25 protein-coding genes and 2 tRNA genes are annotated in these 26,364 nt (G+C 40.2%); 8 read left to right on the top strand and 19 right to left on the bottom strand.

What is annotated here, in order from left to right; genetic code table 11:
* Positions 1-112: 112 nt before the first annotated feature.
* The 6 genes from AN392_RS17410 to AN392_RS17385 form a co-directional block, all read right to left on the bottom strand.
* Positions 113-186 (bottom strand) — tRNA-Cys (locus AN392_RS17410).
* Positions 187-214: 28 nt separating this feature from the next.
* A tRNA-Gly gene (locus AN392_RS17405) sits at positions 215-290 on the bottom strand.
* Between the two features lie 141 nt (positions 291-431).
* On the bottom strand, positions 432-977 hold the full coding sequence (gene pgsA / locus AN392_RS17400) for a CDP-diacylglycerol--glycerol-3-phosphate 3-phosphatidyltransferase (RefSeq protein WP_036933597.1): 546 nt from the start codon (positions 975-977) through the stop codon (positions 432-434).
* A 42-nt stretch (positions 978-1,019) separates the two neighbouring features.
* Positions 1,020-2,843, bottom strand: coding sequence for an excinuclease ABC subunit UvrC (gene uvrC / locus AN392_RS17395; protein ID WP_055013395.1), 1,824 nt, complete (start codon positions 2,841-2,843; stop codon positions 1,020-1,022).
* Between the two features lie 9 nt (positions 2,844-2,852).
* The gene (uvrY, locus tag AN392_RS17390) at positions 2,853-3,503 is read right to left on the bottom strand and encodes a UvrY/SirA/GacA family response regulator transcription factor (RefSeq protein WP_010391483.1); all 651 of its coding nucleotides are present in this window, start codon (positions 3,501-3,503) and stop codon (positions 2,853-2,855) included.
* 167 nt (positions 3,504-3,670) lie between these two features.
* Complete coding sequence (locus AN392_RS17385; protein WP_055013394.1) at positions 3,671-4,822, bottom strand: dicarboxylate/amino acid:cation symporter; 1,152 nt, start codon at positions 4,820-4,822, stop codon at positions 3,671-3,673.
* A gap of 377 nt (positions 4,823-5,199) precedes the next feature.
* Here AN392_RS17385 and cysK point away from each other — a divergent pair, with 377 nt between their 5' ends.
* Entirely contained in the window at positions 5,200-6,168 is a 969-nt protein-coding gene (cysK, locus tag AN392_RS17380; RefSeq protein ID WP_055013393.1) for a cysteine synthase A, read from the top strand.
* Between the two features lie 145 nt (positions 6,169-6,313).
* Positions 6,314-6,763, top strand: a complete 450-nt coding sequence (locus AN392_RS17375; RefSeq protein ID WP_010391478.1) for a hypothetical protein — start codon at positions 6,314-6,316, stop codon at positions 6,761-6,763.
* A 74-nt stretch (positions 6,764-6,837) separates the two neighbouring features.
* Here AN392_RS17375 and AN392_RS17370 read toward each other — a convergent pair whose 3' ends face one another.
* The 8 genes from AN392_RS17370 to AN392_RS17335 all read right to left on the bottom strand — a co-directional run bounded on the left by AN392_RS17370 (position 6,838) and on the right by AN392_RS17335 (position 15,376).
* Entirely contained in the window at positions 6,838-9,114 is a 2,277-nt protein-coding gene (locus AN392_RS17370; RefSeq protein WP_055013392.1) for an acyl-CoA dehydrogenase, read from the bottom strand.
* A 226-nt stretch (positions 9,115-9,340) separates the two neighbouring features.
* Complete coding sequence (locus AN392_RS17365; protein WP_010391475.1) at positions 9,341-10,129, bottom strand: putative porin; 789 nt, start codon at positions 10,127-10,129, stop codon at positions 9,341-9,343.
* A gap of 208 nt (positions 10,130-10,337) precedes the next feature.
* Positions 10,338-10,712, bottom strand: a complete 375-nt coding sequence (locus AN392_RS17360; RefSeq protein ID WP_008111597.1) for a PH domain-containing protein — start codon at positions 10,710-10,712, stop codon at positions 10,338-10,340.
* On the bottom strand, positions 10,712-11,620 hold the full coding sequence (locus tag AN392_RS17355) for an ABC transporter ATP-binding protein (protein ID WP_055013391.1): 909 nt from the start codon (positions 11,618-11,620) through the stop codon (positions 10,712-10,714). The genes AN392_RS17360 and AN392_RS17355 overlap by 1 nt, the downstream gene beginning before the upstream one ends.
* Positions 11,617-12,444, bottom strand: a complete 828-nt coding sequence (locus AN392_RS17350) for an ABC transporter permease subunit (RefSeq protein ID WP_055013390.1) — start codon at positions 12,442-12,444, stop codon at positions 11,617-11,619. The genes AN392_RS17355 and AN392_RS17350 overlap by 4 nt, the downstream gene beginning before the upstream one ends.
* 143 nt (positions 12,445-12,587) lie before the next feature.
* Positions 12,588-13,766, bottom strand: a complete 1,179-nt coding sequence (locus AN392_RS17345) for a cystathionine beta-lyase (protein ID WP_055013389.1) — start codon at positions 13,764-13,766, stop codon at positions 12,588-12,590.
* Between the two features lie 3 nt (positions 13,767-13,769).
* Entirely contained in the window at positions 13,770-14,696 is a 927-nt protein-coding gene (nudC, locus tag AN392_RS17340; protein ID WP_055013397.1) for an NAD(+) diphosphatase, read from the bottom strand.
* 185 nt (positions 14,697-14,881) lie between these two features.
* Positions 14,882-15,376, bottom strand: coding sequence for an NYN domain-containing protein (locus tag AN392_RS17335; protein WP_055013388.1), 495 nt, complete (start codon positions 15,374-15,376; stop codon positions 14,882-14,884).
* Positions 15,377-15,515: 139 nt separating this feature from the next.
* On the opposite strand from AN392_RS17335, the gene AN392_RS17330 reads away from it, so the two are divergent.
* Together AN392_RS17330 and AN392_RS17325 are read left to right on the top strand one after the other, a co-directional pair.
* Positions 15,516-16,139, top strand: a complete 624-nt coding sequence (locus tag AN392_RS17330; RefSeq protein WP_055013387.1) for a hypothetical protein — start codon at positions 15,516-15,518, stop codon at positions 16,137-16,139.
* Positions 16,139-16,882, top strand: a complete 744-nt coding sequence (locus AN392_RS17325) for a DUF3307 domain-containing protein (protein WP_055013386.1) — start codon at positions 16,139-16,141, stop codon at positions 16,880-16,882. Before AN392_RS17330 ends, AN392_RS17325 begins: the two co-directional genes overlap by 1 nt.
* 78 nt (positions 16,883-16,960) lie before the next feature.
* Here the strand turns inward: AN392_RS17325 and AN392_RS17320 are convergent, their stop codons facing one another.
* Together AN392_RS17320 and AN392_RS17315 are read right to left on the bottom strand one after the other, a co-directional pair.
* A complete protein-coding gene (locus tag AN392_RS17320; RefSeq protein ID WP_055013385.1) occupies positions 16,961-18,358 on the bottom strand; it encodes a DEAD/DEAH box helicase in 1,398 nt (465 codons plus the stop codon).
* A 171-nt stretch (positions 18,359-18,529) separates the two neighbouring features.
* Entirely contained in the window at positions 18,530-19,369 is an 840-nt protein-coding gene (locus AN392_RS17315; RefSeq protein ID WP_013464577.1) for an isopenicillin N synthase family oxygenase, read from the bottom strand.
* 309 nt (positions 19,370-19,678) lie between these two features.
* Between AN392_RS17315 and AN392_RS17310 the strand changes: the two genes are divergently transcribed.
* Positions 19,679-20,881, top strand: coding sequence for a bifunctional alpha/beta hydrolase/OsmC family protein (locus AN392_RS17310; RefSeq protein WP_055013384.1), 1,203 nt, complete (start codon positions 19,679-19,681; stop codon positions 20,879-20,881).
* Between the two features lie 70 nt (positions 20,882-20,951).
* On the opposite strand, the gene AN392_RS17305 is transcribed toward AN392_RS17310, so the two are convergent.
* Positions 20,952-21,698, bottom strand: a complete 747-nt coding sequence (locus AN392_RS17305) for an alpha/beta hydrolase (RefSeq protein ID WP_055013383.1) — start codon at positions 21,696-21,698, stop codon at positions 20,952-20,954.
* Positions 21,699-21,827: 129 nt separating this feature from the next.
* Between AN392_RS17305 and AN392_RS17300 the strand changes: the two genes are divergently transcribed.
* Positions 21,828-22,151, top strand: a complete 324-nt coding sequence (locus AN392_RS17300) for a hypothetical protein (protein WP_008111621.1) — start codon at positions 21,828-21,830, stop codon at positions 22,149-22,151.
* A 35-nt stretch (positions 22,152-22,186) separates the two neighbouring features.
* On the opposite strand, the gene AN392_RS17295 is transcribed toward AN392_RS17300, so the two are convergent.
* Entirely contained in the window at positions 22,187-22,786 is a 600-nt protein-coding gene (locus AN392_RS17295; protein ID WP_055013382.1) for a pentapeptide repeat-containing protein, read from the bottom strand.
* Positions 22,787-22,886: 100 nt separating this feature from the next.
* Positions 22,887-24,665 (bottom strand): aspartate--tRNA ligase, encoded by a 1,779-nt coding sequence (gene aspS / locus AN392_RS17290; RefSeq protein WP_013464572.1) that lies wholly within the window; start codon positions 24,663-24,665, stop codon positions 22,887-22,889.
* 237 nt (positions 24,666-24,902) lie between these two features.
* Between aspS and AN392_RS17285 the strand changes: the two genes are divergently transcribed.
* Positions 24,903-25,751, top strand: coding sequence for a DUF72 domain-containing protein (locus tag AN392_RS17285; protein WP_055013396.1), 849 nt, complete (start codon positions 24,903-24,905; stop codon positions 25,749-25,751).
* 27 nt (positions 25,752-25,778) lie between these two features.
* Positions 25,779-26,276: a M48 family metallopeptidase gene (locus AN392_RS17280; RefSeq protein ID WP_010391443.1), complete on the top strand. Its 498-nt coding sequence runs from the start codon at positions 25,779-25,781 to the stop codon at positions 26,274-26,276.
* Positions 26,277-26,364: the final 88 nt, after the last annotated feature.

The following is a 26,364-nucleotide window of genomic DNA, read 5'->3' as shown; positions in this document are numbered from 1 at the left end:
GCCGGACTTGAACCGGCACGACTTGTTAGTCGAGGGATTTTAAATCCCTTGTGTCTACCAATTCCACCACTCGGGCATCGAGTTTGCTAATTAAAGCGTGTGGAGTGTTGATTGGAGGCGGAACCCGGAGTCGAACCGGGGTAAACGGATTTGCAATCCGGTGCATGGCCACTCTGCCATTCCGCCTCAATACTAGGTTAGCTTTAAGATAAACTGGAGCGGCACACGAGGCTCGAACTCGTGACCTCGACCTTGGCAAGGTCGCGCTCTACCAACTGAGCTAGTGCCGCTTTATGTTTATCTAGGAGGCTATGCCCTCTCAACACGGACGCATTCTACAGAGATTATTAAACGCGTCAACACAAAAAATGCTACTTTTGAACTGTTTGATTATTTTTTATCTAAAATGGTGCGTTATTAGACGTTTACAATCAATTTTTGGTCAATTCTCCCCATGCTGCAACTAAATATTGCACCATAGAACTAAGCGTTAAAAATGTGGCTATATAAAGCAAGCCATAACTTAAATACATCATCCAGCTATCGTACTGCCAAATTAAACCGATAATGGCTAACATTTGAGCTGCGGTTTTTAACTTACCCATATCGGATACAGCTACGTTACCGCGTTTCCCCTGTTCAGCCATCCATTCGCGTAGCGCCGATATAACAATTTCACGGCTAATAATAATAAGCGCGGGTATGGTCATATACAAAGATTGATAATGTTCAGATAATGCAACCAAGGCAGCACACACCATTACTTTATCAGCAACCGGGTCTAAAAATGCACCAAAAGGCGTTGATTGCTCAAGTTTACGGGCTAAATAGCCATCAAGTATATCTGTGATCGAAGCCAGCCAAAAAATAAAGGCAGCAACAAAGAATGCCCATGAATAAGGCATATAAAATATCACCAAAAAAATGGGGATAAGAAAGAGTCTAAACGTTGTGAGTGTGTTTGGAATATTCCACATAACTACTTGGATATGTCTTTTTTTCTATATTCGCACATAGGGCTAGCCCTTGTCATGCAAATGGTTAAATATCTTCTCAGCCATGTCAGGACTGATCCCAGGAACTTTCTTTAGCTGTTCTATATTAGCAGCTTTTACACCTTGCATGCCCCCTAAATATTTTAATAATGTTTGTCGACGCTTTGAACCTACGCCATCTATTTCCTCTAATAATGACTGAGTGCGTTGTTTTTGCCGCTTATTACGGTGCCCTGCAATTGCAAAACGATGGGATTCATCGCGTATATGCTGGATCAAATGAAGCGCTGGTGCATCAGAATCCATAGGAATTGTTTTACGCCCGCCATCTATAAGCAAGGTTTCAAGACCTGGCTTACGGCTAGTGCCTTTTGCAACACCGACTAATAGCGGCATTTTTGAATGCGGCCAGTTTTCGAAATATTGCTCTGCTCTACCTAATTGACCTTTACCACCATCGATAAAAATAACATCGGGAATTTTCTCCTCATCAACCAACTTGTTGTAACGTTTGTTTAGTGCAAATTCCATAGCGGCGTAATCATCACCACCGGTAATACCGGTCACGTTGTAACGACGATACTCTTTATTGTTAGGGCCTTGAGAATCAAATACAACACAACTGGCCACTGTGTTTTCACCCATGGTGTGACTGATATCAAAACATTCCATGCGATTAATATCATCAAGACGCAAAGTAGCCTTTAATTGCGCATAACGCTTGTTTATCGAGTCTTGAGTGCTTTGCTTAACCGTAATACTATTTAATGCATTTTTATTCGCTAACTGTAAGTACTGTGCTCGCTCACCACGGGTTACCACTTTAAGTGATACTTTACGTTCACTAATTTGGGTCAAGGCTTCACCTAGTGCATCACTTTCTTCTATTTCAAATGGTAAAATGATTTCTTTAGCAATGCGCCCTGTCGCACCTGGGGCTAAATAATACTGGCCTAAGAAAGAGGTTAAAATTTCTTGCTCTTGTGAGTCTTTAGGCACCTTCGGAAAATAAGTTTTACTACCCAGCACTTTATGATCGCGAATCATTAATAGATGAATCCCATTTAAACCGTTTAAATGGGCAAAGCCGACCACATCCATTTCCGCAAAATTGCCAGAGATAGATTGCTGCTCCTGCATTTTACGCAGCAACATAATTTGGTCGCGAACTTTAGCTGCAAGTTCAAAATTAAGCTGCTCACTGGCTTTTTCCATTTTAGCAATGAGATCGGCTATTACTTCATGAGATTTACCAGTTAAAAACTTGCGGACATAATCAACTTGCTGCGCGTATTCATCTTCAGAGACTTTATTAACACACGGCGCAGAACAACGTTTTAATTGATACTGTAAGCAAGGGCGACTACGCGCACGGTAGTAGGCATCTTCGCATTGACGTACCGGAAATATTTTTTGCATTAAGCGTAAGCTTTCTGAAACCGCCCCCGCGCTTGGAAACGGACCAAAATATTCCCCTTTTACTTTTCTGCTACCACGATGAAAGGCTAAGCGAGGATGCTTATGATTTGTGAGCAGTATATAAGGGTACGACTTATCATCACGTAACAGAATATTATAACGTGGCTGATATTTTTTTATGAGGTTGTTTTCGAGCAGCAGCGCTTCCGTTTCTGTATTAGTAAGCGTGACTTCAATATTACAAATATTACTTACTAAAACACGGGTTTTACTATCGGTTATATTACTACGAAAGTAACTACTTACCCGCTTTTTTAAACTTTTAGCTTTACCGACATAGATAACTTGGTTGTCATTATCGAGCATGCGATAAACGCCAGGCTCACTCGATAATGTTTTTAAAAACTGGACATGATCAAATTCAGACATATATACCGACTAGTAAGAGATATCTATATCAATCATTTTGTAACGTATGGCTAAATGAGTAAGCTCTACATCGCCTCCTACGTTAAGCTTTTCAAACATGCGATAGCGATAACTGTTTACTGTTTTAGAACTTAAATTTAAGCGATCAGCAATATCCTGTGCTTTTTCACCTTTGGTGATCATCAGCATAATTTGTAGTTCACGCTCGGATAGGCTTTGAAATGGGTTTTCATCGGTACGCCCGGTTACCTGCGCAAGTGCAATCTGTTGCGCTATTTCTGGAGCAATATAGCGTTGTCCTGCATGCACACAGCGTATAGCGCGAACCATTTCATCAGATCCAGCACCTTTGGTTAAAAAGCCATGAGCACCAATTTGCATGACCTTACTTGGAAATGGGTCTTCGCAATTAACAGTAAGCACAATAATTTTTACATCAGGGCAGTAACGGCAAATCTTTTTAGTTGCCTCAAGCCCGCCCATACCAGGCATGTTCATATCCATTAACACTATATTTGGCGCATGCTGACGACAAAACTGCACAGCCTCTTCGCCTGTTTTAGCTTCACCTATTACTTTAAAACCACGTATATCATCAAGAATACGTCTGATCCCTGTGCGCACAAGTTCATGGTCATCAACTAAAAGTACGTTAATCAATGGAACACCCTCACTAGCCTAATAAGATGCAAGTTAACAAAATTAATTTTCAACATTAGCATAGATACTACGAAACCATAACTAATATTATGCTTTCGTAATCGGTCTTTATGACCGATATGATTAAAAGCGCATTTACCTATAGCAGGTAAATACGCGCCAATGATTTATGCTGACGCTTTTTCACTAAAACGGTCTACCCATAAAGCAATAATACCATCGCCAGTTACATTACACGCAGTGCCGAAGCTATCTTGCGCTAGGTAAAGTGCAATCATTAGTGCCACCGCACCTTCGTTGAAACCAAGCATGCTAGTTAATAAACCTAACGCCGACATTACTGCACCACCTGGGGCGCCTGGCGCTGCAATCATCACAACACCTAACATCATAATGAATGGCAACATAGCCATTAATGAAGGTACTTCCATGCTAGGCGATAAAAACATCACAGCCATAGCACAGGTAACTATTGTAATTGTTGAACCTGATAGATGAATAGTGGCGCATAATGGCACTGTAAAGTTAGCTACATCCTCTTTAACGTTATTTGCTTTACTTGATTGCAAAGATACTGGAATGGTTGCCGCACTCGACATAGTTCCTAATGCAGTAAAGTACGCAGGTAACATATTTTTAATTAGCTCAATAGGATTACGCTTAAGTAATAGGCCTGAGGTAATGTATAAAACACTCAACCATAACCAATGCATCACTAATGCAGCAACAAGTACTACACCAAATGCTTGTAATGTATCAACAACGGTGCCTGCTACGGTCATTTCAGCAAATACACCCGCAATGTAAAACGGTAATGCCGGAATAATTACTTTTGAAAGTAAACCATCAATAATATTGCGCCCCTGATCCGACACAGTTTTTAATGTGTCTAAGCCAAGCTGGCTCATACCAATACCAAATACAAATGCTGTAACTAAAGCAGTCATTACACCCATTAATGGTGGAATTTCTAAGTCAATAAAGCTTCCTACTTCGGTCACTGCTTCAGCTTCAAATGAAATACCGCCGCTTAAAAACGGAATAACCGCTGTTACTAATAAAAACGCCAAGGTACCAGCTATAATTGTTGAGCCATACGCAAAACCCACCGTTTTTCCCAGTAGATGCCCTGATCCTTTAGGAAGCCCGGCAATCCCAGAGGCAATAAAAAATAAAATAATCAGTGGAATTGTAAAACTAATAAGCTGGCCGATAAGCTCTTTTACTGTGTATAAAAGCTCAACGCCAGTTAAGGGAATGTAGAGCCCGACTAAGATACCGGCCACAATACCGGCAATTAATTTTAAGATTAACTTCATGGTGATTACTTTATTGAATTTAGATAATGTGTTTTTACCATGTTTTGAATAGTTTGTGTCAATAAACTGTTCAACCGCAGTTCATTTGCACAATTAACCAACAAAATATAAGTGTGTTGTGTTGATTTGTTTAAATAACGACTACATAAAGAAAAGATAAAGTACAAAGTTAAAAACGAACAAATGATTTCAAGTTCGCCTTTTTAATAACTAAAAAATTAACAGATTGAGTTTTTAGTTCAATCCGTTATAAGCGTAATTAATATATGTTATAGCCAAAGCTTACTTTAACTTTTTTTATCTCACAGTAAAGTAGGCTTATAAAGTTAACAGAATAGCTGTTAACGTGTTGATCAGATTGTACCTAAAGGAACATTATGTCTACTATTTTTGAAGATAACTCACTAAGCATCGGTAACACACCGTTGGTAAAACTTAACCGTGTTACAGGTGGGAATGTATACGCTAAAGTTGAATCACGTAATCCTAGCTTTAGTATAAAATGCCGTATTGGTGCATCAATGATTTGGGAAGCTGAAAAATCAGGTCAACTAACCAAAGACAAAGAACTTATAGAGCCAACATCAGGCAATACGGGTATTGCATTGGCATTTGTAGCGGCTTCTCGCGGTTACAAATTAACGCTTACAATGCCAAACACCATGAGCTTAGAACGTCGTAAACTATTAAAAGCACTCGGTGCTAACCTAGTGCTCACAGATGGCGCTAAGGGTATGAATGGCGCTATTGCTAAAGCCAAAGAAATTCAAGCAGCAGATCCAGATAAGTTTATTTTGCTACAACAGTTCGAAAACCCGGCAAACCCAAAAATTCACTTTGAAACAACGGGTCCGGAAATCTTTAATGCACTCGATGGCAAAATCGATTTCTTTGTTGCAGGTGTTGGTACAGGCGGAACGATTACAGGCGTTAGTCGTTATCTTAAAAAAGAAAAAGGCTTAAATGTAAAATCAATAGCTGTAGAGCCAAGCCACTCGCCAGTTATTAGTCAAACGCTTGCTGGTGAAGAGGTAAAACCAGGACCACATAAAATACAAGGCATTGGCGCAGGCTTTATTCCTGGGAATTTAGACCTATCAATAATTGATGGTGTAGAGCAAGTATCTAATGAAGAATGTATCGCAATGTGTCATGAACTAATGAAAAAAGAAGGGATCTTAGTCGGTATTTCATCGGGTGCAGCCGTGGTTGCAGCAAAACGTATTGCTGAGCGTCCTGAAAATGCAGATAAAAGCATTGTGGTTATTTTACCAAGCGCAACAGAGCGTTACTTATCAAGCCCCATGTTTGATGAAGAGTTTTCCGAGCAAGAGCTTGTTCAGTAATCGAACAACACTATTAAAAAAGGATGTTTTTTAACATCCTTTTTTATTGCTTTTTTAATAAGTTAACACCTATTTAGTCCTATCCTCTTTACATCTCCTCCATTCCATCACACACTTTGTGTATGAGTAATCAACCTGACCAAATATGAAAACAATTTTAACTTCTTTTGTGCTCATTTTTAGTATTCTGATCGTTGGCTGTAATGACAATACTAAACCTAAAGAACAGTACATTGACAATGATCGTCCAGGCGATACCGCCACAGTGTATTTTGATGCGCTTTATAATCAGCATAACTTGCAAAAAGCCAGTAATTTCGCAACGCCTAAGCTAGCTCGCATAATGAAATCTTACGGTACAGCAAAACAATTTGCCCGTAGTCTTATTAATTTACAATTCGATGAAGTGGTAATTGAAATTGATATGTCAAATTCAAGCCTGCGAGAACAGTACGGTAATCACGCTAAGATAAATATTGTATTTACTGGTTATTTTAATGGAAAAAAAATTGATGACTTTCGCAGTATCGAAATGCTAAAAATAAAAGGTAAATGGTACGTAGATAAAATCATCGCCGATCCTTACGGGCGCTGATCAACGTTCAATCTAAAAATATATAAAAGCCTTAAATTATAAGTTTAAGGCTTTTTTAGTGCTTGAGTACAATGTTAGAAATCTTCAGGTTTAAAATTATCTACCGCAATAGCCTGCATTCGTAATTTATTAGCATGATGCATAGCTTCAGCATCTAATTTAGTAAGTAACTCATGTTCAAGAGCGTACTCAATAGCTTGTTCGATATCAAAAGTTGCAGGTACCTTACCTTTTCGTTGCCACTGTTTTAACTGTTTAAATTGATTTTGCATATCGTGCATCGCTAAAAAAGCATTTTCCATCACCCCTGTGCCTGCATTCTCATCAACGTAACACAAATGAGTAAGCCTGTTTCGAAACACGCCAGGTTGAGTCATGTGTTCACAAATACTTTGTGAAGTGGCATCACTTGGTTTGTGATAATGATTACCTAACGGAAACAAAATGCGTTTAAGGGCAAAGTTAACCACCGGGTTAGAGAAATTTTTAAAGAAACCGTCAAATGCTTGACCTATTTCATATAATGACGTCTCTATTGCATACTTAACAAAAGGTAAATCAACTTGTTGACGCCCTTCATCTTCAAAACGTTTTAACACGGTAGAAGCAATATACAAATGACTTAATACATCGCCTAAACGTGCCGATATCATTTCTTTGCGTTTAAGTTCACCACCTAACATCAACATTGCAACATCTGTTGTAAACGCAAGTCCTCGGCTCATTCTCCCTAATTGTTTATAGTAGGCCGCGGTTTCTCCGCACACAGGTGCTTTGGCAAAGTGGCTGCGAGTTAAACCATGCACTAAAGCCATGCTTGCATTGCCAATAGCAAACACTATGTGGTTCATCAATAGACCATCAAATTGCTCTAATGCCGCGTCATCATCTTCCATTGAAGCCGCTTCCATTTCTTTTAATACAAACGGATGACAACGAGTAGCGCCTTGGCCAAATATCATTAAATTACGAGTTAAAATATTAGCGCCCTCAACCGTAATCGAAACCGGAATACCCATATAGCCATGTGCTAAATAGTTATTAGGCCCAACCTGAATCCCTTTACCTGCATGAATGTCCATCGCATCATTCATTACTGTTCGACCCATTTCGGTCATATGGTATTTTGCAATAGCTGTTACTACTGATGGACTTAGTTTTAAATCAATAGCACCAGCTGTCATTAATCTGCACGATTCCAGCGCATAAGTTAGGCCACCAATACGTGCTAACCCTTCTTGAACCCCTTCAAATTGACCAATTGACACACCAAACTGTTGTCGAACAACAGAGTAAGCCGAAGTCATTTTAGCCGCTAAATGCCCTGTTGCAGTGCTTAATGCCGGTAACGAAATACCACGCCCTGCACTTAAACATTCAACTAGCATGCGCCAACCTCGTCCTGCCCCTTGCTGACCACCTATAATCCAATCAAGCGGAATAAATACATCTTCACCGTACGTTGTGCCATTCATAAACGCCATATTTAGGGGGTAATGACGCTCTCCTGTTTTAACACCTGGGTGATCGGTTGGAATGAGTGCACACGTAATGCCAAGCTCTTTTTCATCGCCTAACAACCCATCTGGATCGTACATTTTAAATGCAAGCCCTAACACAGTCGCAACTGGCGCAAGTGTGATATAGCGTTTTGACCAATTTAAACGCAGCCCCAACACTTCCTTACCATCATGCTCGCCTTTGCACACCACGCCAGAATCAGGAATACTGCCAGCATCTGAGCCAGCCTCAGGGCCCGTTAATGCAAAACAAGGCACATCGTCGCCTTTTGCAAGGCTAGGTAGCCAGCGCTCTTGTTGCTCAGTTGTTCCGTAGTGCAGTAATAACTCACCAGGACCTAAGCTATTGGGTACCATGACCGTCACGGCGGCTGTTAAGCTTTTAGTCGCAATTTTTGACACTATGGTGGAATTAGCAATAGCAGAGAATTCAAGACCCCCAAATTTTTCTGGGATGATCATTGCAAAAAACCCTTCGGTTTTTAAAAAGTCCCAAACCTCTTTAGGTAAATCTTTGTCTTTTTGTACAATTTTATAGTCATCAAGCATGGCTAATAAAGTTTCAACTTGATTATCTATAAATGCAGTTTCTTTTTCACTTAACTGTGGACGCGGATAGTTGTGTAATTTTTGCCAATCAGGATCACCACTAAATAGCTCGCCATCCCACCAAACATCGCCTGCTTCCATGGCTTCTCGCTCTGTTTGTGATAATGGCGGTAATACTTTTTTAAACATTTTAAAAGTGGGTCGAGTAATTAAATTAAGGCGGATATCTTTAATTGCAAACACCACGATCACCACAACCAGCAATATAATAAATACTGACATAAACACATTCCTTTACAGTTATAAAAACATTGATTTAATTATGACCGATCTTAATTTAAATACAATGGGCTGTCAGAGGAGTGCCACTAAATGATGAGCCGATTCTATTGTAATTAAAATATAACGATAAAGTAGAGTTACGCATTTATTACACACAGTAAAAAGCCCACAAAGTGTGGGCTTTTTACTACTTAACTGGTTTTAATTTATGCGATTAAACGCTTAATTAAAACTGAAAACGCATGTTAGCAAAGTAAGCATCGTTATCTGAGTCATCTGCGTTGTTGCCGTAACCCACTTTTAAACCAATGTTTTTATTGATGAAGTGTTGAGCACCAAAGCTGTAGTTGTCTTCTTTATCGTAAGATGCAAATACAGAAGTCGCTTTAGAGAAGTAGTAGTTTGTTTCTACGTTCCATTGGTCATCTGCTTCGTCAAGGCTTACAAATGTACCTTCTACTGTTAAGTAGTTACCTTGTTGTAAATCAACAAAGTATTTAGCAGCTACTGAACGAGAATCAAAATCATCATCTGATTCTACAGTGATACCTACATAATCTGTATCGTTTAGCATGTGGTTGTATGCTAAAGAAAAGAATGTAACGTTATCACCATCTTTTTGATCAACAAATCTTACTTTTGCAAGTAAATCTGGGTTAAAGAAATAACCAGCAGAAAGTGTGTATGACTCGTTGTTAGAGTTGTAATCAGCATTTTGGTAAGACGCACCAACAACAAAATCTTCAACGAAGTATTCACCGCCAATAGCAGTCACATCGCCAAAATCGTCATCAGCGTAGCCACCAAATACGTTGCTTTGCTTATTGATGTATTCGAATTGATCGTATGGACCTAGTGTGCTCTTTGGAGAGAAGTAGTAAGTAGAGTCCACGCTGATAGTATCGTTGTTATCAGTATCTGTGTAGTTTAAGTTACTGATTGATTGATAGCTATCTGCAGCGTGTGCAGCACTTGATAATAAAAGACCTGAAATAATAATTGCTAACTTTTTCATAATGAAACATCCCTATGTACATTGTTTTTGTACTTTAACTACATTGCTAAAGTGGGGGTATGCTAACGCCGCGAAACTGAACGAAAACTGAATCAAGCAATTGTATTTGTTAGGGAATTTGTAAGAAAGTGTTGGAGCAATTTATGTTAAAGTAATCGCAACAAACTGTAAACAATTACTTTAATTTTACACCGATTTTTGTTTGTTTCTATAATGAATACTGGCTAATTATCCTATAAACATCATTTATGTTATCACCAGCTTTAAAGTCTTTGCTGATAGGGTTTGGATCAGAACCAACCCAAATTTTCAGTTCTGCATCTAAATCAAAGTGCCCCGCACTTTCTTTGCTGAACTTAGTTATCTTAGAGTAAGCAATACTGATCATTTCCATTTTAGAACCAGTCACACCTTGTTTATCTAATAAAATTAGTCGCTTATTAGTAAAGATAAACATATCACGAACTACTTTATACGCCTTTTCAACTCGCTCACCTTCAATAAGCGTATTAGCCAATACTTTTTCTAAATCGGCATCATCCACTTCACTGGCGTTACCCATTAAACCACTAAATAATCCCATTACAGTTTCTCCTGTTTAAATATTTGATTTTCTAGAGTATGACCATTTACTAACTGCCTATACTGCCAATTATGTTGGTGGCAAAATTGCAATAGCGCGATGTCAAGTGAATCGCTAGTTGGTTGATACTCAATCACATACTCTTTATGTTGGCTCATATAAACACGACTCACACCTTCAATTGCTTGCAGTTGTTGCTCCACATTTTGATACGCTTCACTTAGCATTAAGGTATAAAAGTGCTTATCAGTATTCGCCGCTTTAGTTTGATGCTCGCTTAATATGCCTTTATCTAAATGTAGTACTTGGGAGCAAAGTCGTTCTAGTTCAGTTAAATCATGAGAGCTTAAAATAAACGTCGCTTGAGACGACAGCTCAGACACCAGCTCTCTGACCTCTCTGGCATGAATCGGATCAAGCCCTGCGGTGGCTTCATCTAACATTACAATTTGCGGTGAACCAATTAATGCTTGTGCTATGGTTACACGCTTGCGCATACCGTGAGATAAGTCCCCTGCACGGTTTTTTGCAACCTCGCTAAGACCCACTAAATCTAATACTCGAAGTGCCTCTATTTGGCTTTGCTTGCTGCCCATACCTTGTAGCTTGGCATAAAAGCTAAGTTGTTTATCTATATTAAAACGCGGATCTAGCTGTGCATCTTGTGGTAACGCACTCACTTTATTAAATAAAGCCGCGCTACCTGGTTTATGGCCGAGTATTTCAAGCTCACCCATGCTAGGTGCGATATAGCCACACAACAAACTAAATAAAGTGGTTTTCCCTGCACCATTAGGGCCAACTAATGCAACTGGCGCGCCTTTTTGAATCTCAAAGTTCACATTATCAAGAGCCAATTTTGAGCCGTATGATTTACTTAAATTACGCCCTGTTATTAATGATTTCATAATGAGCTCCTTGCAAAAATACGTTGAGCAACTGCAAGTAACACCGCTGTTTGCACTAAAGGAATAGCCAAAGCGCTCAATAACGGTAAGTTTTGTCCAGCTAATAACTCTATTTGCACACCAGGGAATAAATAATCAAGCACACTTAATGCGGGTATTTGCCACTCCAGTAATCCAACAATAATGCCGCCGGCTGTGAAATATAAAATAGCTAATACAATAGATAAGCGAGATGAGCTCGCAAAAGTATTAATTAAGCTCATTAAGGCTACAAACGGCGTAAAAGTAACAATGAGTATTAAAAATATTGAAACAGCACGACCAAGGCCACCAGCAAGTAAGCTCGGCTCGCGAAACCCGAGCACCGCCAATGTTGCTATAAGCGTGATGCCAACTAAACAGGTTAGTACCGCTAACTGCCCTAAAAATCGACCAAAGAGTATTTCAAAGCGAGTTGAGCGTAATGATAAAAACCTTAGCGTACCGCGCTCTCTATCACCGACGGTTTGATCACTACAAATAAATAAGCTAAAAACAGGAAAACTATACAAAGCAATAAGCCAATACATAGCAAATTCTGCTTCAGGCCAATCAAGTAACTTACTTAATCCAATAGAGCCGGAAATATCACGGGCTATTTGTTCAAAATCTGGCGAGCTAATTATGCCTACAGCTTGACCTATGGGGTAACGTAAAATAACAAGCCACACTAGCGCAAAAGCCGCCAGTGCAATAATTCCTCGTTTAGTTAAAAACATACGTACCAGCTCAAAACCCGCGATTTGGGTTAAGCGCCCTACGTTAACTGGTGATGGTGTTGCCATTGACTATCCTTAATGACGTTGTTCATACTTTAAAATAAGCGTTATTTAACAACACTAAGTGTAAACACGTTGAATTGCTAGCAAAAAAAAGCCTACTCAGAGGTAGGCTTTGTAACAAATAATGTAATTTAACCAATTAGTAATTATAAATGTTGCTCATAAATAGCTAATGCTTGCTGTAAGTCGGCAATTAAATCTTCAACATCTTCCAAACCAATGTGCAAACGAATAACAGGTCCATGCTCCCATCCTGTTTGCGAGCGCAGTCCTTTCATTGATAAGTTTGCCGTTACTAAGCTCTCAAAGCCCCCCCACGAAAAGCCCATTTTGAAATGTTGTAAGCTATCTAAAAAAGCATCTATGGCGTGTTGATTACCCGCTTTCATTACAAACGAAAATAAACCATTACTGCCGTCAAAATCGCGTTTGAAAAATTCATGGCCTGGGCATGTTGTAAACGCAGGATGACGAATATGATCAACCAACGCATGTTGCTCAAGCCATTTTGCTACTTCTAGCGCGGCTTTTTCATGCTGATTTAATCGCACTGCCATGGTACGCAAGCCTCGTAGTGCTAAATACGCATCATCTGCACTGGTGCATTGCCCGAGTAAATAAGAGTGTTCACGAAGTGTTGGCCAATACTTTTTATTAGCTACAGCAACCCCCATCATCACATCAGAGTGGCCAACAATATATTTGGTGGCGGCTTGAATACTAATATCAACACCATGTTCAAGCGGACGATAATGCAAGCCATTGCCATAGGTGTTATCAAGCACTGTCATTATATTATGATCGTTTGCCACTTTTACCATGGCGGGAACGTCTTGAACTTCCATGGTAATTGAACCTGGAGACTCTAAAAACAACATTTTGGTATTGTCTTGAACGTACTCTTTTATGTCTGCGCCAATCATGGGCGGATAATAGGTCGTACTAATACCCAACCCAGCTAATATCTTGTCGCAAAAATCACGGGTTGGCTCGTAAACAGTGTCCACTATTAAAATATGATCACCTGACTTTAAAAACGATAACAGCGTTTGGCTTATCGCTGCCGCGCCACATGGGTATAACGCACAGCCCTCACCGCCTTCGAGTTCGGTAATTGCCTCTTGCAGAGCAAAATGAGTGGTCGTCCCTCTGCGGCCATAAAACAAGGTTTTGTCGCCACGTGTTTTAGCCGCTTCTTTAAGCTCACTCACAGAATCAAACACAATCGTTGAAGCGCGCTGTATCACTGGATTAACTACGCCATGGGTGTACGCTTTTTTGCGCCCTGATGACACTAATTGGGTATTTTTATTTTTGCTCGACATGATTCATCCTTCTATCTGAGTACGCCAATATTCAATTAAATAACGCGAAATCGAATCAGCTCTAGGTAGCTTTAAATGCTTCCCCTCGTGTTGCCAATCTTTAAATTGCGCAAGTTCTTGGCGAGAAAACCATCGTGCATCTTCAAGTTCATCTTGCTCTGTGCTTATTTCATCACTGCTTGCTGTGGCAATAAAACCAAGCATGATTGATGAAGGAAACGGCCAAGGTTGAGAAGCAATATACTCTGCTTTCTCCACGGTAATACCCGCTTCCTCTTTTACTTCTCGGATCACGGTTTGTTCAAGGGTTTCACCTGGGTCGACAAACCCGGCAAGTGAGGAATACAGACCTTTAGGCCAAGTTGCTTGGCGACCCAATAAGCAGCGTTCAATCCCATCAGAAAATGTTTTAGTTACTACCATAATAACGGCTGGATCGGTACGCGGAAAAGTTTGGTGCATACAGGCTGCGTTGTCGCATAAACGTGAATGCCCCCCTTCAACTAAGTGATTTTTGGTACCACAGCGACCACAAAAACTATGAGTGGCATGCCAGTAACACAACCCACGAGCAAGCGCTGCATTTGAGCCATCTTCAAGTGCTACTTGAGTACCATATTGACGAATATCTGCAAACTGGGCATCACCAACAATCGTTGCTAATAACGACTCTTCGAGTTCAGTTACGTCTAGCGCAAATACGGCATTATCCTGTTTATTTGATCCTAAAAGAATAGCCTGCGTTAAATCTAAATGTGCCACTTGTTGGTAAGCTAAATACACCACCTCAGGGCTACTGTTAGCAAATAAGGTGTGATTGCCTTTAACTAGAAGCCATAAACTGTCTGCTGTTTTTTTTGCGTCTACCCAAGTAGGGTCTTTGCGCGCATTTGAGCCTCTGTCTAATGGCATATTACTGTAGTTAAGCATGTAATTCCTTGATACTAATTGAATCTTAAAATTACCATACTCATCCACTAAACCCAATTTATTATCGCCATAAAAAAAGCCTAAATTAGGCTTAATTAATCTATGCACCCGTTGTATTAAATACTCTCATGATCAACCGCAAACATTCGCTCAAAAATAAATCAAAAATACAATACTTATACTTTTTAAAGTAGTAGCTGTTTGTCAATTAAATGAAATTGCTCGGCACCTTGCTTAAGTACCTCTGCGGTTAATTTATCAGCACCGTATACATCACACGGAACATCATATTGATTTTTTAAATGCCCAAGTAATAATGCAAAGTCACCGTCACCCGAGAGTAAAATAACTTTATCAAGCTGCTTCCCCTGCTCTAGCATATCTATGGTTATACCCACATCCCAATCGCCTTTGGCACTGCCGTCACGGCGTTGAATAAAGGGTTTTAGTTTTACTTCAAAGCCAATAGCGCGCAAAATATTTTGAAACTGATTTTGCTTTTCATCACCTCGGTATATTGCATAGGCGAACGCACATTCTATATCGTATTGTTGCTCCATCATTCGCCAAAAGGCATTGTAATCAAAGTTTTTACCGTAGCTTTCGCGACAGGTGTAATAAATATTTTGTACATCGACAAAAATACCTACACGAGGTTTACTGCTTTGTTGTGAGGTCATTCTTATGTCCCAATGAGTAATACTTGCAATTGCGTGTTAAGTAACCTAAATTAGTTACCAAACCCAATGTAACCAAATACGGTTACATTTAACAATGTAACCAAATTTAGTTACATATAAATAATCTATCTGGATTTTTATGATTGGTGTGATCAGCGGCGATGTTATTAAATCGCAAAAAATACCTAAACAACAATACGATGCCATGCTTTACCAGCTAGAGCAAAGTTTACGTGCAAATTGCAATAAAACAACATCTTGGGATATTTACCGTGGGGATGCATTTCAACTGCAACTCGATAAAAGTGAACAGTTAGTTACCACCGCTATTCTTATTTATCTACAGTTAAAATCTGCCGGCTATGAATTGCGCCAAAGCATGGCGTTGGGGCACATAGATAACCCTAGTACGAGTATAAAAACTGCCACAGGCTCTGCATTTACTCTCTCTGGTCATGAGCTAGATAAAATGACAAACCAGCGTTTTACATTTGCTATTGCAGATCAATCGGTTGATGAGAGCTTTAAGCTAAACCTAGCGTTTGTCGATGTATTACTGTGTAAAATAACCCAAAAACAAGCAAATGCTTTGTATGTATATTTAACCCATACTAATAACAACCATGCAGCTTTAGCTAAAGAGCTCAACACCAGCCGCGAAAACGTTACTAAGCTGCTTAATCTTGCTAACTATCAGCTGATAGAACGATTTATTTTACATGCACAACAACAGCTTAAAAGCATACAGCAAGGACATGACTAATGGAATTTTCACTATTACTCGTCGCACTGATTATTGGCCACTTACTCGCTGATTTTTATTGGCAACCCATGAGCTGGGTAAACGACAGAAACACCCGTCATTTTAAAGCAAAAAAACTTTACTACCATGTATTGGTTCACGGAACTAGCAGTGCAATCGTTGTGGCACTTTGGGAATATAGTTTTGGCTGGCAACAACTAAGCAGCGTATTACTGGCGACCGGCATTATTATGATCAGTCACTACTTTATTGATATTGCTAAATCGTATTCAAATAAAGGCGTAGTGCCTTTTTTATTAGACCAAATTGCACATATCACTGTCATTATTGCAATAAGTATTTGGCTAACTGACGATCAGCAATTTGCTGACAATGTAATGGCGTTATTAAGCAACGCAAAAGTGCTATGGATTATAACTGGTTACCTTATTATTTTAAGCCCCAGTGCGGTATTTATAAGAATGATGTTAGAGCGTTTAACTAATCACTTTTCTAGTGATGGTAGCCTCCCCTTAGCAGGACAAAGTATTGGTATGCTTGAAAGAGTACTTATGCTGACATTTATTTTATTAGATCAGTTTGCAGGGCTTGGGTTTTTAATTGCCGCTAAATCGGTGTTTAGATTTGGCGACTTAAGTGCCAGCAAAGATAAACAACTCACTGAATATGTGATGCTAGGGACGTTACTGAGCGTTAGTGTTACTTTATTTGTAGGATTAGCAGTTAATTATTTAATCAGTTAGTAAAGCTTTAAGATAGGCATTAAAAACGCGCTACCAGTAAAAGTAAGCGCGTTTTTTATTAAAGCGAACTAAACCTAATTAGTCGTTATTTGCTGGACGACGACGGCGCTGGCCATTCCCACCAACCGATTGACGCTTTGCCCATGGGTTTTGTGCATTATCATCGGTTTTAGCTGCTGGCTTTTTAGAGCCACCACGACGTGGGCCTGTACTATTGCCACCATTGTTAGGCTTTTTGCTATTAGGCTTGCTGCTATCTGATTTAGGCTTATTAAATGGTTGTTTTTTCTTTGGCTTTTTAGCCGGTAACGGGCGTGCATCGAGTGCGCGCTCTGCAACAGGGTTAGCCGGTTCAAAACCTTCTTCTTCAGCACGTGGAATTAGCTCGCCAATAAAGCGCTCAATGCCGTATAAATCTACTGCATCGTCAACCGTTACAAACGAAATAGCATGCCCTGATGCCCCCGCACGACCAGTTCGGCCAATACGGTGAACATAATCTTCATATACATTAGGTAAGTCGTAGTTTACAACATGCGGTAATTCAACAATGTCTAAACCACGTGCAACAATATCGGTTGCCACTAATACGCGCACTTCACCACTTTTAAAGCCTTCCAATGCTTTAACACGTGCGCCCTGAGATTTATTACCATGGATTGCTGCACCAACAATATCATCGCGTTCCAGTTGCTTAACTAAACGGTTAGCACCGTGTTTAGTACGGCTAAATACCAGTACTTGTTGCCAATTGTTGCTACGAATTAAATGGCTTAATAAGGCCGTTTTACGCGCTTTATCTACTGCGTACACGCATTGAGTCACGCTTTTAGCAGTCGTGTTTTTGGCAGCGACTGAAATTTCAACCGGATCGTTAATTAACCCTTTGGCCAATGCACGAATGTCGTCAGAAAAGGTTGCTGAGAACATTAAGTTTTGACGTTTTTCAGGCATCTTTGCAATTAAGCGTTTAATGTCGTGGATAAAGCCCATGTCTAACATACGGTCGGCTTCATCTAAAACCAGTACTTCAACGCTATCAAATTTAACCGCGTTTTGATTGTGTAAATCAATTAAACGCCCTGGTGTCGCCACTAAAATATCAACCCCTTTGCGCAGGCGCTGCATTTGTGGGTTAATTTTAACACCACCGTAAACTACAAACGAACTCACGTTTGAATGCTTAGCATATTCTTCAACGTTTTCGCTTACTTGCAACGCAAGCTCTCGGGTTGGCGTTAAAATAAGCGCACGAACATGATTACTTTTTGCTTTAGTGCCCGACGATAAACGCTCAATAAGCGGCAAAGTAAAACCAGCCGTTTTACCGGTACCGGTTTGCGCTGCGGCCATTACATCGCGACGTGCAATAATTGCTGGAATAGCTTGAGCCTGAATAGGCGTTGGCGTTTCATAGCCCTTTTCTAAAACCGCATTAACTAAAGACTGTGATAAACCTAAACCATCAAAACTCATATAAACTCTCTATTTCAAATTAGGCCAAAGTGGCCAGTTGCGCGCATTATACCTTTAGTGGCTCAGAATGCATGCCATTATTTACTTTGTGCCAAATCAATAAACACAAATACTAAAAAAGCGGCTAAACAGCCGCTTTTTATTTACCTGAGCATTACACATGCTAAAAGATTATTTTACACCTAACTCACGTAAACGCTCTTGTAAGTAGCTATCTGCTGTGTAGCGTTCAGATAACACTACATCTGGACGAGGGTGTAAAAATAACGGTAATGAAATACGTGATTTGGTTGTTGCTTTACCCGATGGATTAATTACACGGTGAATCGTTGATGGGAAGTAGCCACCTGATGCTTCTTGTAGCATGTCACCAATATTAATAATTAAACTACCAAAATCACATGGCACATCTAACCAACCGCCATCGGTTTTTTGTACTTGTAAGCCTGGCTCATTTGACGCTGGTAATACGGTTAATAAGTTAATATCACCGTGCGCAGCAGCACGAATAGCACCAGGCTCTTCATCACCTGTCATTGGCGGGTAATGTAAAATACGTAACAACGTTTGCTCAGATTGGGCAATCATATCTTTTAAATCAATAGAGAACTTAGCACGCACTTCTTCAGGCGCTTCAGCCTGCACCCAACTTAATAATGTTGCCGCAAATTCATTAGCTAAACGGTAGTACTCACGCACATCAGCTTCTAATTGTGCAGGAACACGGCCTTTAGGGTAAACATGAAAGTACTCTTTAATGTCTTTTACCGTATGGCCTTTAGCTACTTCTGATACCGACGGTGGAAAATAACCATCTTGCGTTTCTTTTGAAAATAAAAACTCATGCTTTTGCTCTGAGTTAAAAAAGTCTTGCCAATTTTTATAAATAGACTCAACTAAAGATTGCGGAATAGGATGGTTTTTTAATACACCAAAACCAGTATTTCTCAACGATTCAACAAATTGCGCAGCCGCATCGTCCGCTTTATAATCAACTGTAGGTAATTGCATGGTACATTCCAGTAAGTAGGTTGTTAGAAGCCATTTACTAATTCGCTTAAGCCACAGGTCTACACGAAATTAGTATTACATTCAAATATAGCTTAACTACTTAATTCAAGTAATAAAGGCTGCATTTTTATGCTGTGCGAGGATAGACAAACCCCCTTGAAATTATAAGGACATATGTCCGCACTCAGTAAGCAAGCCTTCTCTGCCTTGATCAAGATCAAAATAACGCTTGTATTGAATTTTCACCCCATCGTACCAATCTCTTCCTTATCAGCGTTACACACTATATCAACTTTCTAAGGCCTCTACATGCGACAAAAAGTTTCTTTTAAAAGCGGTGAATTAGAACTAGCTGGACAACTTGAACACCCCTCTGGTGAAGTGAAATTTTATGCCTTATTTGCTCACTGTTTTACCTGCTCTAAAGATGTAGCGGCTGCAACACGAATAAGTCGCGCGCTCACTCAGCAAGGCATTGCTGTATTACGCTTTGATTTTACAGGGCTTGGTAATAGCGATGGTGACTTTGCCAACAGTAACTTTTCATCAAACATTCAAGACTTAGTGGCTGCAGCCAATCACTTAAGAACACACTTTAAAGCACCTCAGTTATTGATAGGCCACAGCTTAGGTGGTGCTGCGGTGCTTGCAGCAGCAGAGCACATACCCGAGGTGTCAGCTATTACGACTATAGGCGCGCCATCGGATGCCCAGCATGTTACTCATAACTTTGCTGCTCATTTAGATGAAATAAACCAATCGGGTGAAGCAAAAGTGTGTTTAGCTGGGCGGGAGTTTACGATTAAAAAGCAATTTATAGATGACATCGCCAAATACGATAACAGCCATATAAGTAAGCTTAAGCGTGCTTTGTTAGTTATGCACTCTCCTATTGATGCCACCGTGAATATTAGTGAAGCCGAAAAAATTTACGCCGCTGCCAAGCATCCAAAAAGCTTTATAAGTTTAGATAATGCCGATCATTTACTCAGCAATAAAGAAGACGCTAACTACGCAGCCGATGTCATTGCTACGTGGGCTAATCGCTATGTTGAATACGATAAAACACCCTATAGTGCAAAATTAACTAACGGCAGTGTATTAGTTGAAGAAAAAGATCATAAATTCACTCAGCACGTGAGTACTAAAAACCATACATGGCTTGCTGATGAGCCTACCGATGCCGGTGGTAAAAACTTAGGCCCAGACCCTTATGATCATTTACTCGCTGGGCTTGGAGCTTGTACTGCAATGACACTTCGCATGTATGCAAGTCGCAAAGAGTTGCCGCTAGAGCACATAAAAGTAGAGCTCAACCATACCCGCAATTACAACCAAGATTGTGATGATTGTGAAAAAACCGGCAATCTAGAGGCCATTATCCGCAAAATAACCTTACAAGGTGATTTAACTGACGCTCAGCGAAATCGATTACTCGAAATAGCCGACAAATGCCCTGTGCATAAAACGCTACATAACAGCCCTTTGGTGGTTAGTGAATTAGTGGGGTAACTAAAACAAAAATAGCGCAGTAAGCCCTGCGCTATATTTAGGATTTTAATTTAAAAACTGACTGTATCGTTTAATTTTCTAAAAACGCCGCTACCTCTTTACTCATTCTATCCACCAGCCATTTAGGCCCGCCATCGTACATATCGTTGTGACGTGATTTTTCTATCAACCTTTGCGTAACAGGATAAACAGTTAACTCTTGGTCGGTTAAAAGCACGTTTGCATCGGCTGAGTAATCACTACCGCGTATTGTGAGCACGCGTATGTTTTTATTGCGTGGCAATAACATGCGGCGGTGATCGAGCGTAATTAATTGGCTTACTTCACTTGGGTAAATAGCTGCATACAAGGCTGAAATATCTCCACCATTTGAGTGACCAAATAAAGTGAGTTTTGTAAAATCATACTCAGGGTATTTAACACTTAGCTCATTAACTAAAAATTTGAGGGTTACAACACCCCGGTGCCAATTTTCCATACGAGTAGTTAGGTATGGCTGTGCACGATTAAGTGCAGGGTCACTTTTAAGCTCATGCGCTACCGCAATGCTTAAGTAGCCTTGTCCATTAAATAGGTTACTCGCAAAAGTGTATTCATTGTGGCTAATGCCATACCCTGCATTTACAAATACCACTGGGCATTTGACTTGCGCGCTGCACTTAAGGTGGTTAGCTGGTAGGGTAATATTTACAGGTATAGAGCGATTACGACTTTCATCAATGATTGCATCGTCTTGGGCATAACTTGATGATGCAAATAGCATAGTGCTTAAAGTCAGTGCACTTAAAATTAAACGCTTTTTTATAATTTTTAACATGCATTCCCTTGTATTATTTATACTTTTTTAACTAACATTAATTTTTATTATAAAGGTTAGCGCGCGCCTTTGCTAATTTGTGCGATAATAGCGATTATTGTTTTACTATTATCGCAAAAGAATCCATTCATGAAATCATACAGCAGCATTGAACAACGCATCGACATTCTCCAAAGCAGAATTGAAGCCTACCAAGAAGAAATTAAAGTGTTACAAGCCGAGCCGAAAAGTAACAACGAACGGATTATTTTTAAGTTCATTGAAACCGGCAGTACAGGTAAAACCAAAGACTTTGTAAGAGAGCTGGGAATTAAATCACCGCGTGATAGCTTATATTCATCTGGTGATGTAACTAAACTGATTAAAGATGGCGCTGATGATATTTCGCCAGAGCTACTGAGTATAGCCCGTGCACTTGCTAGCGCGCGCAACAAAAATGGTCCTGCTTGCTAATAGTAAATACACGTATTAGCCGTAAGCTCTTGCGGCTAATCAACCAGCTCGATATCAAGTCCAGCTAATAAGTTTAACGCTTCAAGCCGTTCAAACTTTGCATTACTCACATCATTGCTTGTTATATCAATATTAAATTGCGTTGCGCCAACAAAGTTTGCTTTCCTCAAATTAGTTTGATGAAACAGGCTGTCTCTAAAGTCAGTATCCGAGAAGTTGCTTTGAGCTAAGTTAGCGTGCCTAAAATCGACATCTTTGGCAAAACAGTTCGTCATTGTTAACGCTTTTAACTGTAATTCAAAAAACGAACTATGGCTCAGCTCACACTGTTTAAAACTCACCGGTGACGTTAGCGCTAATTGTGGCCAATTTACTTGTCCCCACATTATGCTATTGAGTTTACAATTTGCAAAGCTCACCCCTTCTAGTGAACTGTAATTCCAATTAAGCTCAGTCAAATTACAGTTAATAAATTCACACTCTATAAACCGACAGGCACTAAACTGGCTGTGACTAAAATCGCAATCAATAAACTGACATTGTTCAAACTCAATATCGCTAAAGCGCTTTGCATTTGCTGTAAAGTTTGAAAATGACTGATCAAAATAATGACTATCTTTAAATAACTCGCTCATAAAAATAAAGCACCTAAATTGGGTTATGCCAAACAAAAAACCCCTTAGGTACGAAGCCTAAGGGGTTTTGATCTAACTAAACACTATGGTTTAACTAGCTTTATTCTGCGCTTGGTAATTCTTTCTCAACTACACTAATAGCAAGCTCTGTCAGCGAATCGCTGTTTGCTTTGCTAGGCGCATCGGTTAATAAACACGATGCTTGTGTGGTTTTAGGGAAAGCAATAACGTCACGAATGTTATCAGTACCACATAACAACATAACTAAACGGTCTAAACCGAACGCTAAACCTGCATGCGGCGGTGTGCCGTATTTAAGTGCATCAAGTAAGAAACCAAATTTATCTTGCTGCTCTTGCGCTTCAATACCTAAAATTCTAAATGCTGCTTCTTGCATATCTGCATTGTGAATACGTACCGAGCCACCGCCCACTTCGTAGCCGTTTAATACCATATCGTAAGCATCTGAAATAGCCGCTGCTGGGTTTGCTTCAAGCTCACTGGCACTAATATCTTTTGGTGCAGTAAATGGATGGTGTACAGCGTGTAGTGTGCCTTCGTCATCTTCTTCAAACATTGGGAAGTCAACAACCCAAAGTGGTGCCCAGCTATCTAAATTAGTGATTTCTAAATCAATACCAATTTTTAAACGAAGTGCGCCCATGGCTTCATTTACGGTGTTGCGTTTATCCGCACCAAATAAAATGATATCGCCTGTTTGTGCATTAGTACGTTCAAGTAACTGCGTGATCACATCTTCATTTAAGAATTTAGCGATTGGCGATTGCACGCCCTCAACGCCTGCATCACGGTCATTTACTTTCATCCATGCTAAACCTTTAGCACCGTAAATACCGATAAACTTAGTGTAATCATCTAGTTGCTTACGAGAAAGTGATGCGCCACCTGGTACCGTTAGTACTGCAACACGGCCTTTTTCATCGTTTGCTGGGCCTGAGAATACTTTAAATTCTACGTCTTTTACTAAATCGGCTACATCAATAAGCTTCATTGGGTTACGTAAGTCTGGCTTATCAGAACCATATAGGCTCATTGCCTCAGAGTAAGGCATAATTGGGAAATCACCTAAATCAACATTTAGTAATGACTGCCACATTTCACGGATCATTTTCTCTGTCATGCCACGTACTTGATCAGAGCTCATGAACGAGGTTTCTAAATCTATTTGAGTAAATTCAGGTTGACGGTCAGCACGTAAGTCTTCATCACGGAAACATTTAACAATTTGGTAGTAACGGTCAAAACCCGACATCATCAACAATTGCTTAAATAACTGTGGTGACTGTGGTAATGCGTAAAAGCTACCTTTATGAACACGACTCGGTACTAAGTAATCGCGAGCACCTTCAGGCGTTGCTTTAGTCAGCACTGGCGTTTCGATATCTAAAAAGCCATTTTCATCTAAAAAGCGACGTACAAAGCTGCTTGCTTTAGCACGTAATTTAATGCGGTCGCTCATTTCTAAACGACGTAAATCTAAGTAACGGTATTTTAAACGACGCTCTTCTGAGTTCACTTGGTTAAAATCAAGTGGCATAGGCTCAGAGCGGTTAATAATAGTTAAACCCGTGCCTAAAATTTCTACTTCGCCGGTTGCCATGTCTTTATTTACTTGGCTATCTGGGCGAGCGCGTACAATCCCTTTTAACTGAACACAAAATTCTTGACGAAGTTTGTTAGCTGTTTCCATTAATCCTTCAACTTCCGGATCGAATACAACTTGTACTAAACCTTCTCTATCACGTAAATCGACAAAGATAAGTCCGCCAAGGTCACGTCGTTTGTTGATCCAGCCACATAGTTCAACTTCCTGATCTACGTGAGTTTTATTTAGCTGTCCGCAGTATATAGAGCGCATAGTTTTCCTGTCAGATAAAAGGCATATAGCGGTTAAACACCGTTGTTTTAAAAGTTTTTATAAACACCAAAATGAAAATAAAACCGCTAGCAATTCAAAATAATCAAATTAAGCCCTGCATTATACCCAAGTCGGTTGAAGATGCTAGGGCGTGTTTACCTTTCGGGGTTGAATTTACAGCGCACCGTTTTGTTATTTGTTACACTACCGGCACTTTATAACAAGGCTTTTGTTTGTATGCTATATATTGGATGCCCGCAGTGGTCGAGCAACGCATGGAAAGGAAACTTATTTTCACGCCAGTGTAAAAATGCCGATATGCTTAGCGAATATGCGCAGCATTTTAATTCGGTAGAAGGTAATACTAGCTTTTACGCCGACCCCTCACCTGACACTGTATTACGATGGGCTGCCAGTGTACCTGATGAGTTTAAATTTACCTTTAAATTTCATCGGCGCTTTAGTCACGAACTCCAACTTACTAACGTGCAACATGAGCTAACTAATTGGCTTAATTTATTCGCCCCGCTATTTGAAAAAACAGGGCAAATAATGCTGCAATTACCTAAAGCGTTTGCCCCACAGCATTTAGCGAAGCTTGCCGCTTTTATTGAGTTACTTCCTAAAGAGCTAAACTATGGGGTTGAGGTACGCCACCCTGATTTTTTCAAAAAAGGTGAGGCCGAAATCGCGCTTAATCAGCTTTTAATGGCACACAATATAAACCGCATTGCAATGGATACCCGCGCATTATTTGCGGTTAAACCCACAACCGAAGCACTCATAGATGCACAACAAAAAAAGCCTTATTTACCAGTGCACGCTATTGCTACGGGCTCGCAGCCTATGGCGCGCTTCGTTATTGCTGATTTAGAAAACGATTATAAGACCTTTTATCAGCCTTGGCTTAGCAAAGTAACCCAGTGGCTCGATGAGGGCAAAAGCCCCTATGTGTTTTTTCATACCGCTGATAACCGCGAAGCGCCCTTACTGGCTCGCCAGTTTTGCCAAGATTTGGGGTATAATCACAATGTACTCAATCCATTTAGTGGCGAAAAAGAAGCCCACCAGCAAGCACTTTTTTAAAAATAAATTAAAAATACAGAGACAATAATGAGTGAATACGCACGTTACTTTACCGGCTACCCTGCCAATATCGTTGAGCAAGTGTTAGGACTAATAAAAGCAGGAAAGGTAAGTGAGTATTTACTTAAAAAGTACCCGCAGGCGCATCGTATTACCAGTGATAAGTTACTGTATAGCTACGCCACTGAGCTTAAAAAGCAGTATTTAAAAAACGCCCCGCCATTTGGCCGCGCTGCGTTTAAAAAACAAGGTGATATGGTTACCAATGCGCTCGGTACCCACACGTACCGTATGCAAGGTAAAACCCGCAAGCACGATTTAGCAATAAACAGCGATTTACTGCGCGCGCCAGAGCCATTATTAAAAGCATTAGTGGTGCACGAACTCGCGCATTTTAAAGAAAAAGACCATAACAAAGGCTTTTATAAACTGTGCTGCCATATGGAGCCGCAGTACCATCAGCTAGAGCTGGATTTACGGATTTTTTGTGTGGCTATTGCGATGGGTGAAAATCCGTATAATTGAGCGGTCAGCGGTCAGCGGTCAGCGGTCAGCGGTCAGCGGTCAGCGGTCAGCGGTCAGCGGTCAGCGGTCAGCGGTCAGCGGTCAGCGG

Origin of the sequence: Pseudoalteromonas sp. P1-16-1b (assembly GCF_001401785.1) — a bacterium.
In the GTDB taxonomy this organism is placed as follows: Bacteria; Pseudomonadota; Gammaproteobacteria; order Enterobacterales; family Alteromonadaceae; genus Pseudoalteromonas; species Pseudoalteromonas undina.
This window is presented reverse-complemented; position numbering and strand designations above follow the sequence as displayed.

Excerpts from the sequence above, each read along its gene's own strand:
- AN392_RS17360 (WP_008111597.1), bottom strand. The coding sequence starts at position 10,712 with ATGGGATTATTTAGTGGTTTAATGGGTAACGCCAGTGAAGTGGATGAT.
- AN392_RS17350 (WP_055013390.1), bottom strand. The coding sequence starts at position 12,444 with ATGGCAACACCATCACCAGTTAACGTAGGGCGCTTAACCCAAATCGCG.
- AN392_RS17325 (WP_055013386.1), top strand. The coding sequence starts at position 16,139 with ATGGAATTTTCACTATTACTCGTCGCACTGATTATTGGCCACTTACTC.
- AN392_RS17305 (WP_055013383.1), bottom strand. The coding sequence starts at position 21,698 with ATGTTAAAAATTATAAAAAAGCGTTTAATTTTAAGTGCACTGACTTTA.
- AN392_RS17280 (WP_010391443.1), top strand. The coding sequence starts at position 25,779 with ATGAGTGAATACGCACGTTACTTTACCGGCTACCCTGCCAATATCGTT.
- pgsA (WP_036933597.1), bottom strand. The coding sequence starts at position 977 with ATGTGGAATATTCCAAACACACTCACAACGTTTAGACTCTTTCTTATC.
- AN392_RS17345 (WP_055013389.1), bottom strand. The coding sequence starts at position 13,766 with ATGTCGAGCAAAAATAAAAATACCCAATTAGTGTCATCAGGGCGCAAA.
- AN392_RS17365 (WP_010391475.1), bottom strand. The coding sequence starts at position 10,129 with ATGAAAAAGTTAGCAATTATTATTTCAGGTCTTTTATTATCAAGTGCT.
- AN392_RS17315 (WP_013464577.1), bottom strand. The coding sequence starts at position 19,369 with ATGCAATTACCTACAGTTGATTATAAAGCGGACGATGCGGCTGCGCAA.
- AN392_RS17370 (WP_055013392.1), bottom strand. The coding sequence starts at position 9,114 with ATGTCAGTATTTATTATATTGCTGGTTGTGGTGATCGTGGTGTTTGCA.
- AN392_RS17300 (WP_008111621.1), top strand. The coding sequence starts at position 21,828 with ATGAAATCATACAGCAGCATTGAACAACGCATCGACATTCTCCAAAGC.
- uvrC (WP_055013395.1), bottom strand. The coding sequence starts at position 2,843 with ATGTCTGAATTTGATCATGTCCAGTTTTTAAAAACATTATCGAGTGAG.
- AN392_RS17355 (WP_055013391.1), bottom strand. The coding sequence starts at position 11,620 with ATGAAATCATTAATAACAGGGCGTAATTTAAGTAAATCATACGGCTCA.
- aspS (WP_013464572.1), bottom strand. The coding sequence starts at position 24,665 with ATGCGCTCTATATACTGCGGACAGCTAAATAAAACTCACGTAGATCAG.
- AN392_RS17310 (WP_055013384.1), top strand. The coding sequence starts at position 19,679 with ATGCGACAAAAAGTTTCTTTTAAAAGCGGTGAATTAGAACTAGCTGGA.
- cysK (WP_055013393.1), top strand. The coding sequence starts at position 5,200 with ATGTCTACTATTTTTGAAGATAACTCACTAAGCATCGGTAACACACCG.
- AN392_RS17375 (WP_010391478.1), top strand. The coding sequence starts at position 6,314 with ATGAAAACAATTTTAACTTCTTTTGTGCTCATTTTTAGTATTCTGATC.
- AN392_RS17385 (WP_055013394.1), bottom strand. The coding sequence starts at position 4,822 with ATGAAGTTAATCTTAAAATTAATTGCCGGTATTGTGGCCGGTATCTTA.
- AN392_RS17335 (WP_055013388.1), bottom strand. The coding sequence starts at position 15,376 with ATGACCTCACAACAAAGCAGTAAACCTCGTGTAGGTATTTTTGTCGAT.
- AN392_RS17320 (WP_055013385.1), bottom strand. The coding sequence starts at position 18,358 with ATGAGTTTTGATGGTTTAGGTTTATCACAGTCTTTAGTTAATGCGGTT.
- AN392_RS17295 (WP_055013382.1), bottom strand. The coding sequence starts at position 22,786 with ATGAGCGAGTTATTTAAAGATAGTCATTATTTTGATCAGTCATTTTCA.
- AN392_RS17285 (WP_055013396.1), top strand. The coding sequence starts at position 24,903 with ATGCTATATATTGGATGCCCGCAGTGGTCGAGCAACGCATGGAAAGGA.
- nudC (WP_055013397.1), bottom strand. The coding sequence starts at position 14,696 with ATGCTTAACTACAGTAATATGCCATTAGACAGAGGCTCAAATGCGCGC.
- AN392_RS17330 (WP_055013387.1), top strand. The coding sequence starts at position 15,516 with ATGATTGGTGTGATCAGCGGCGATGTTATTAAATCGCAAAAAATACCT.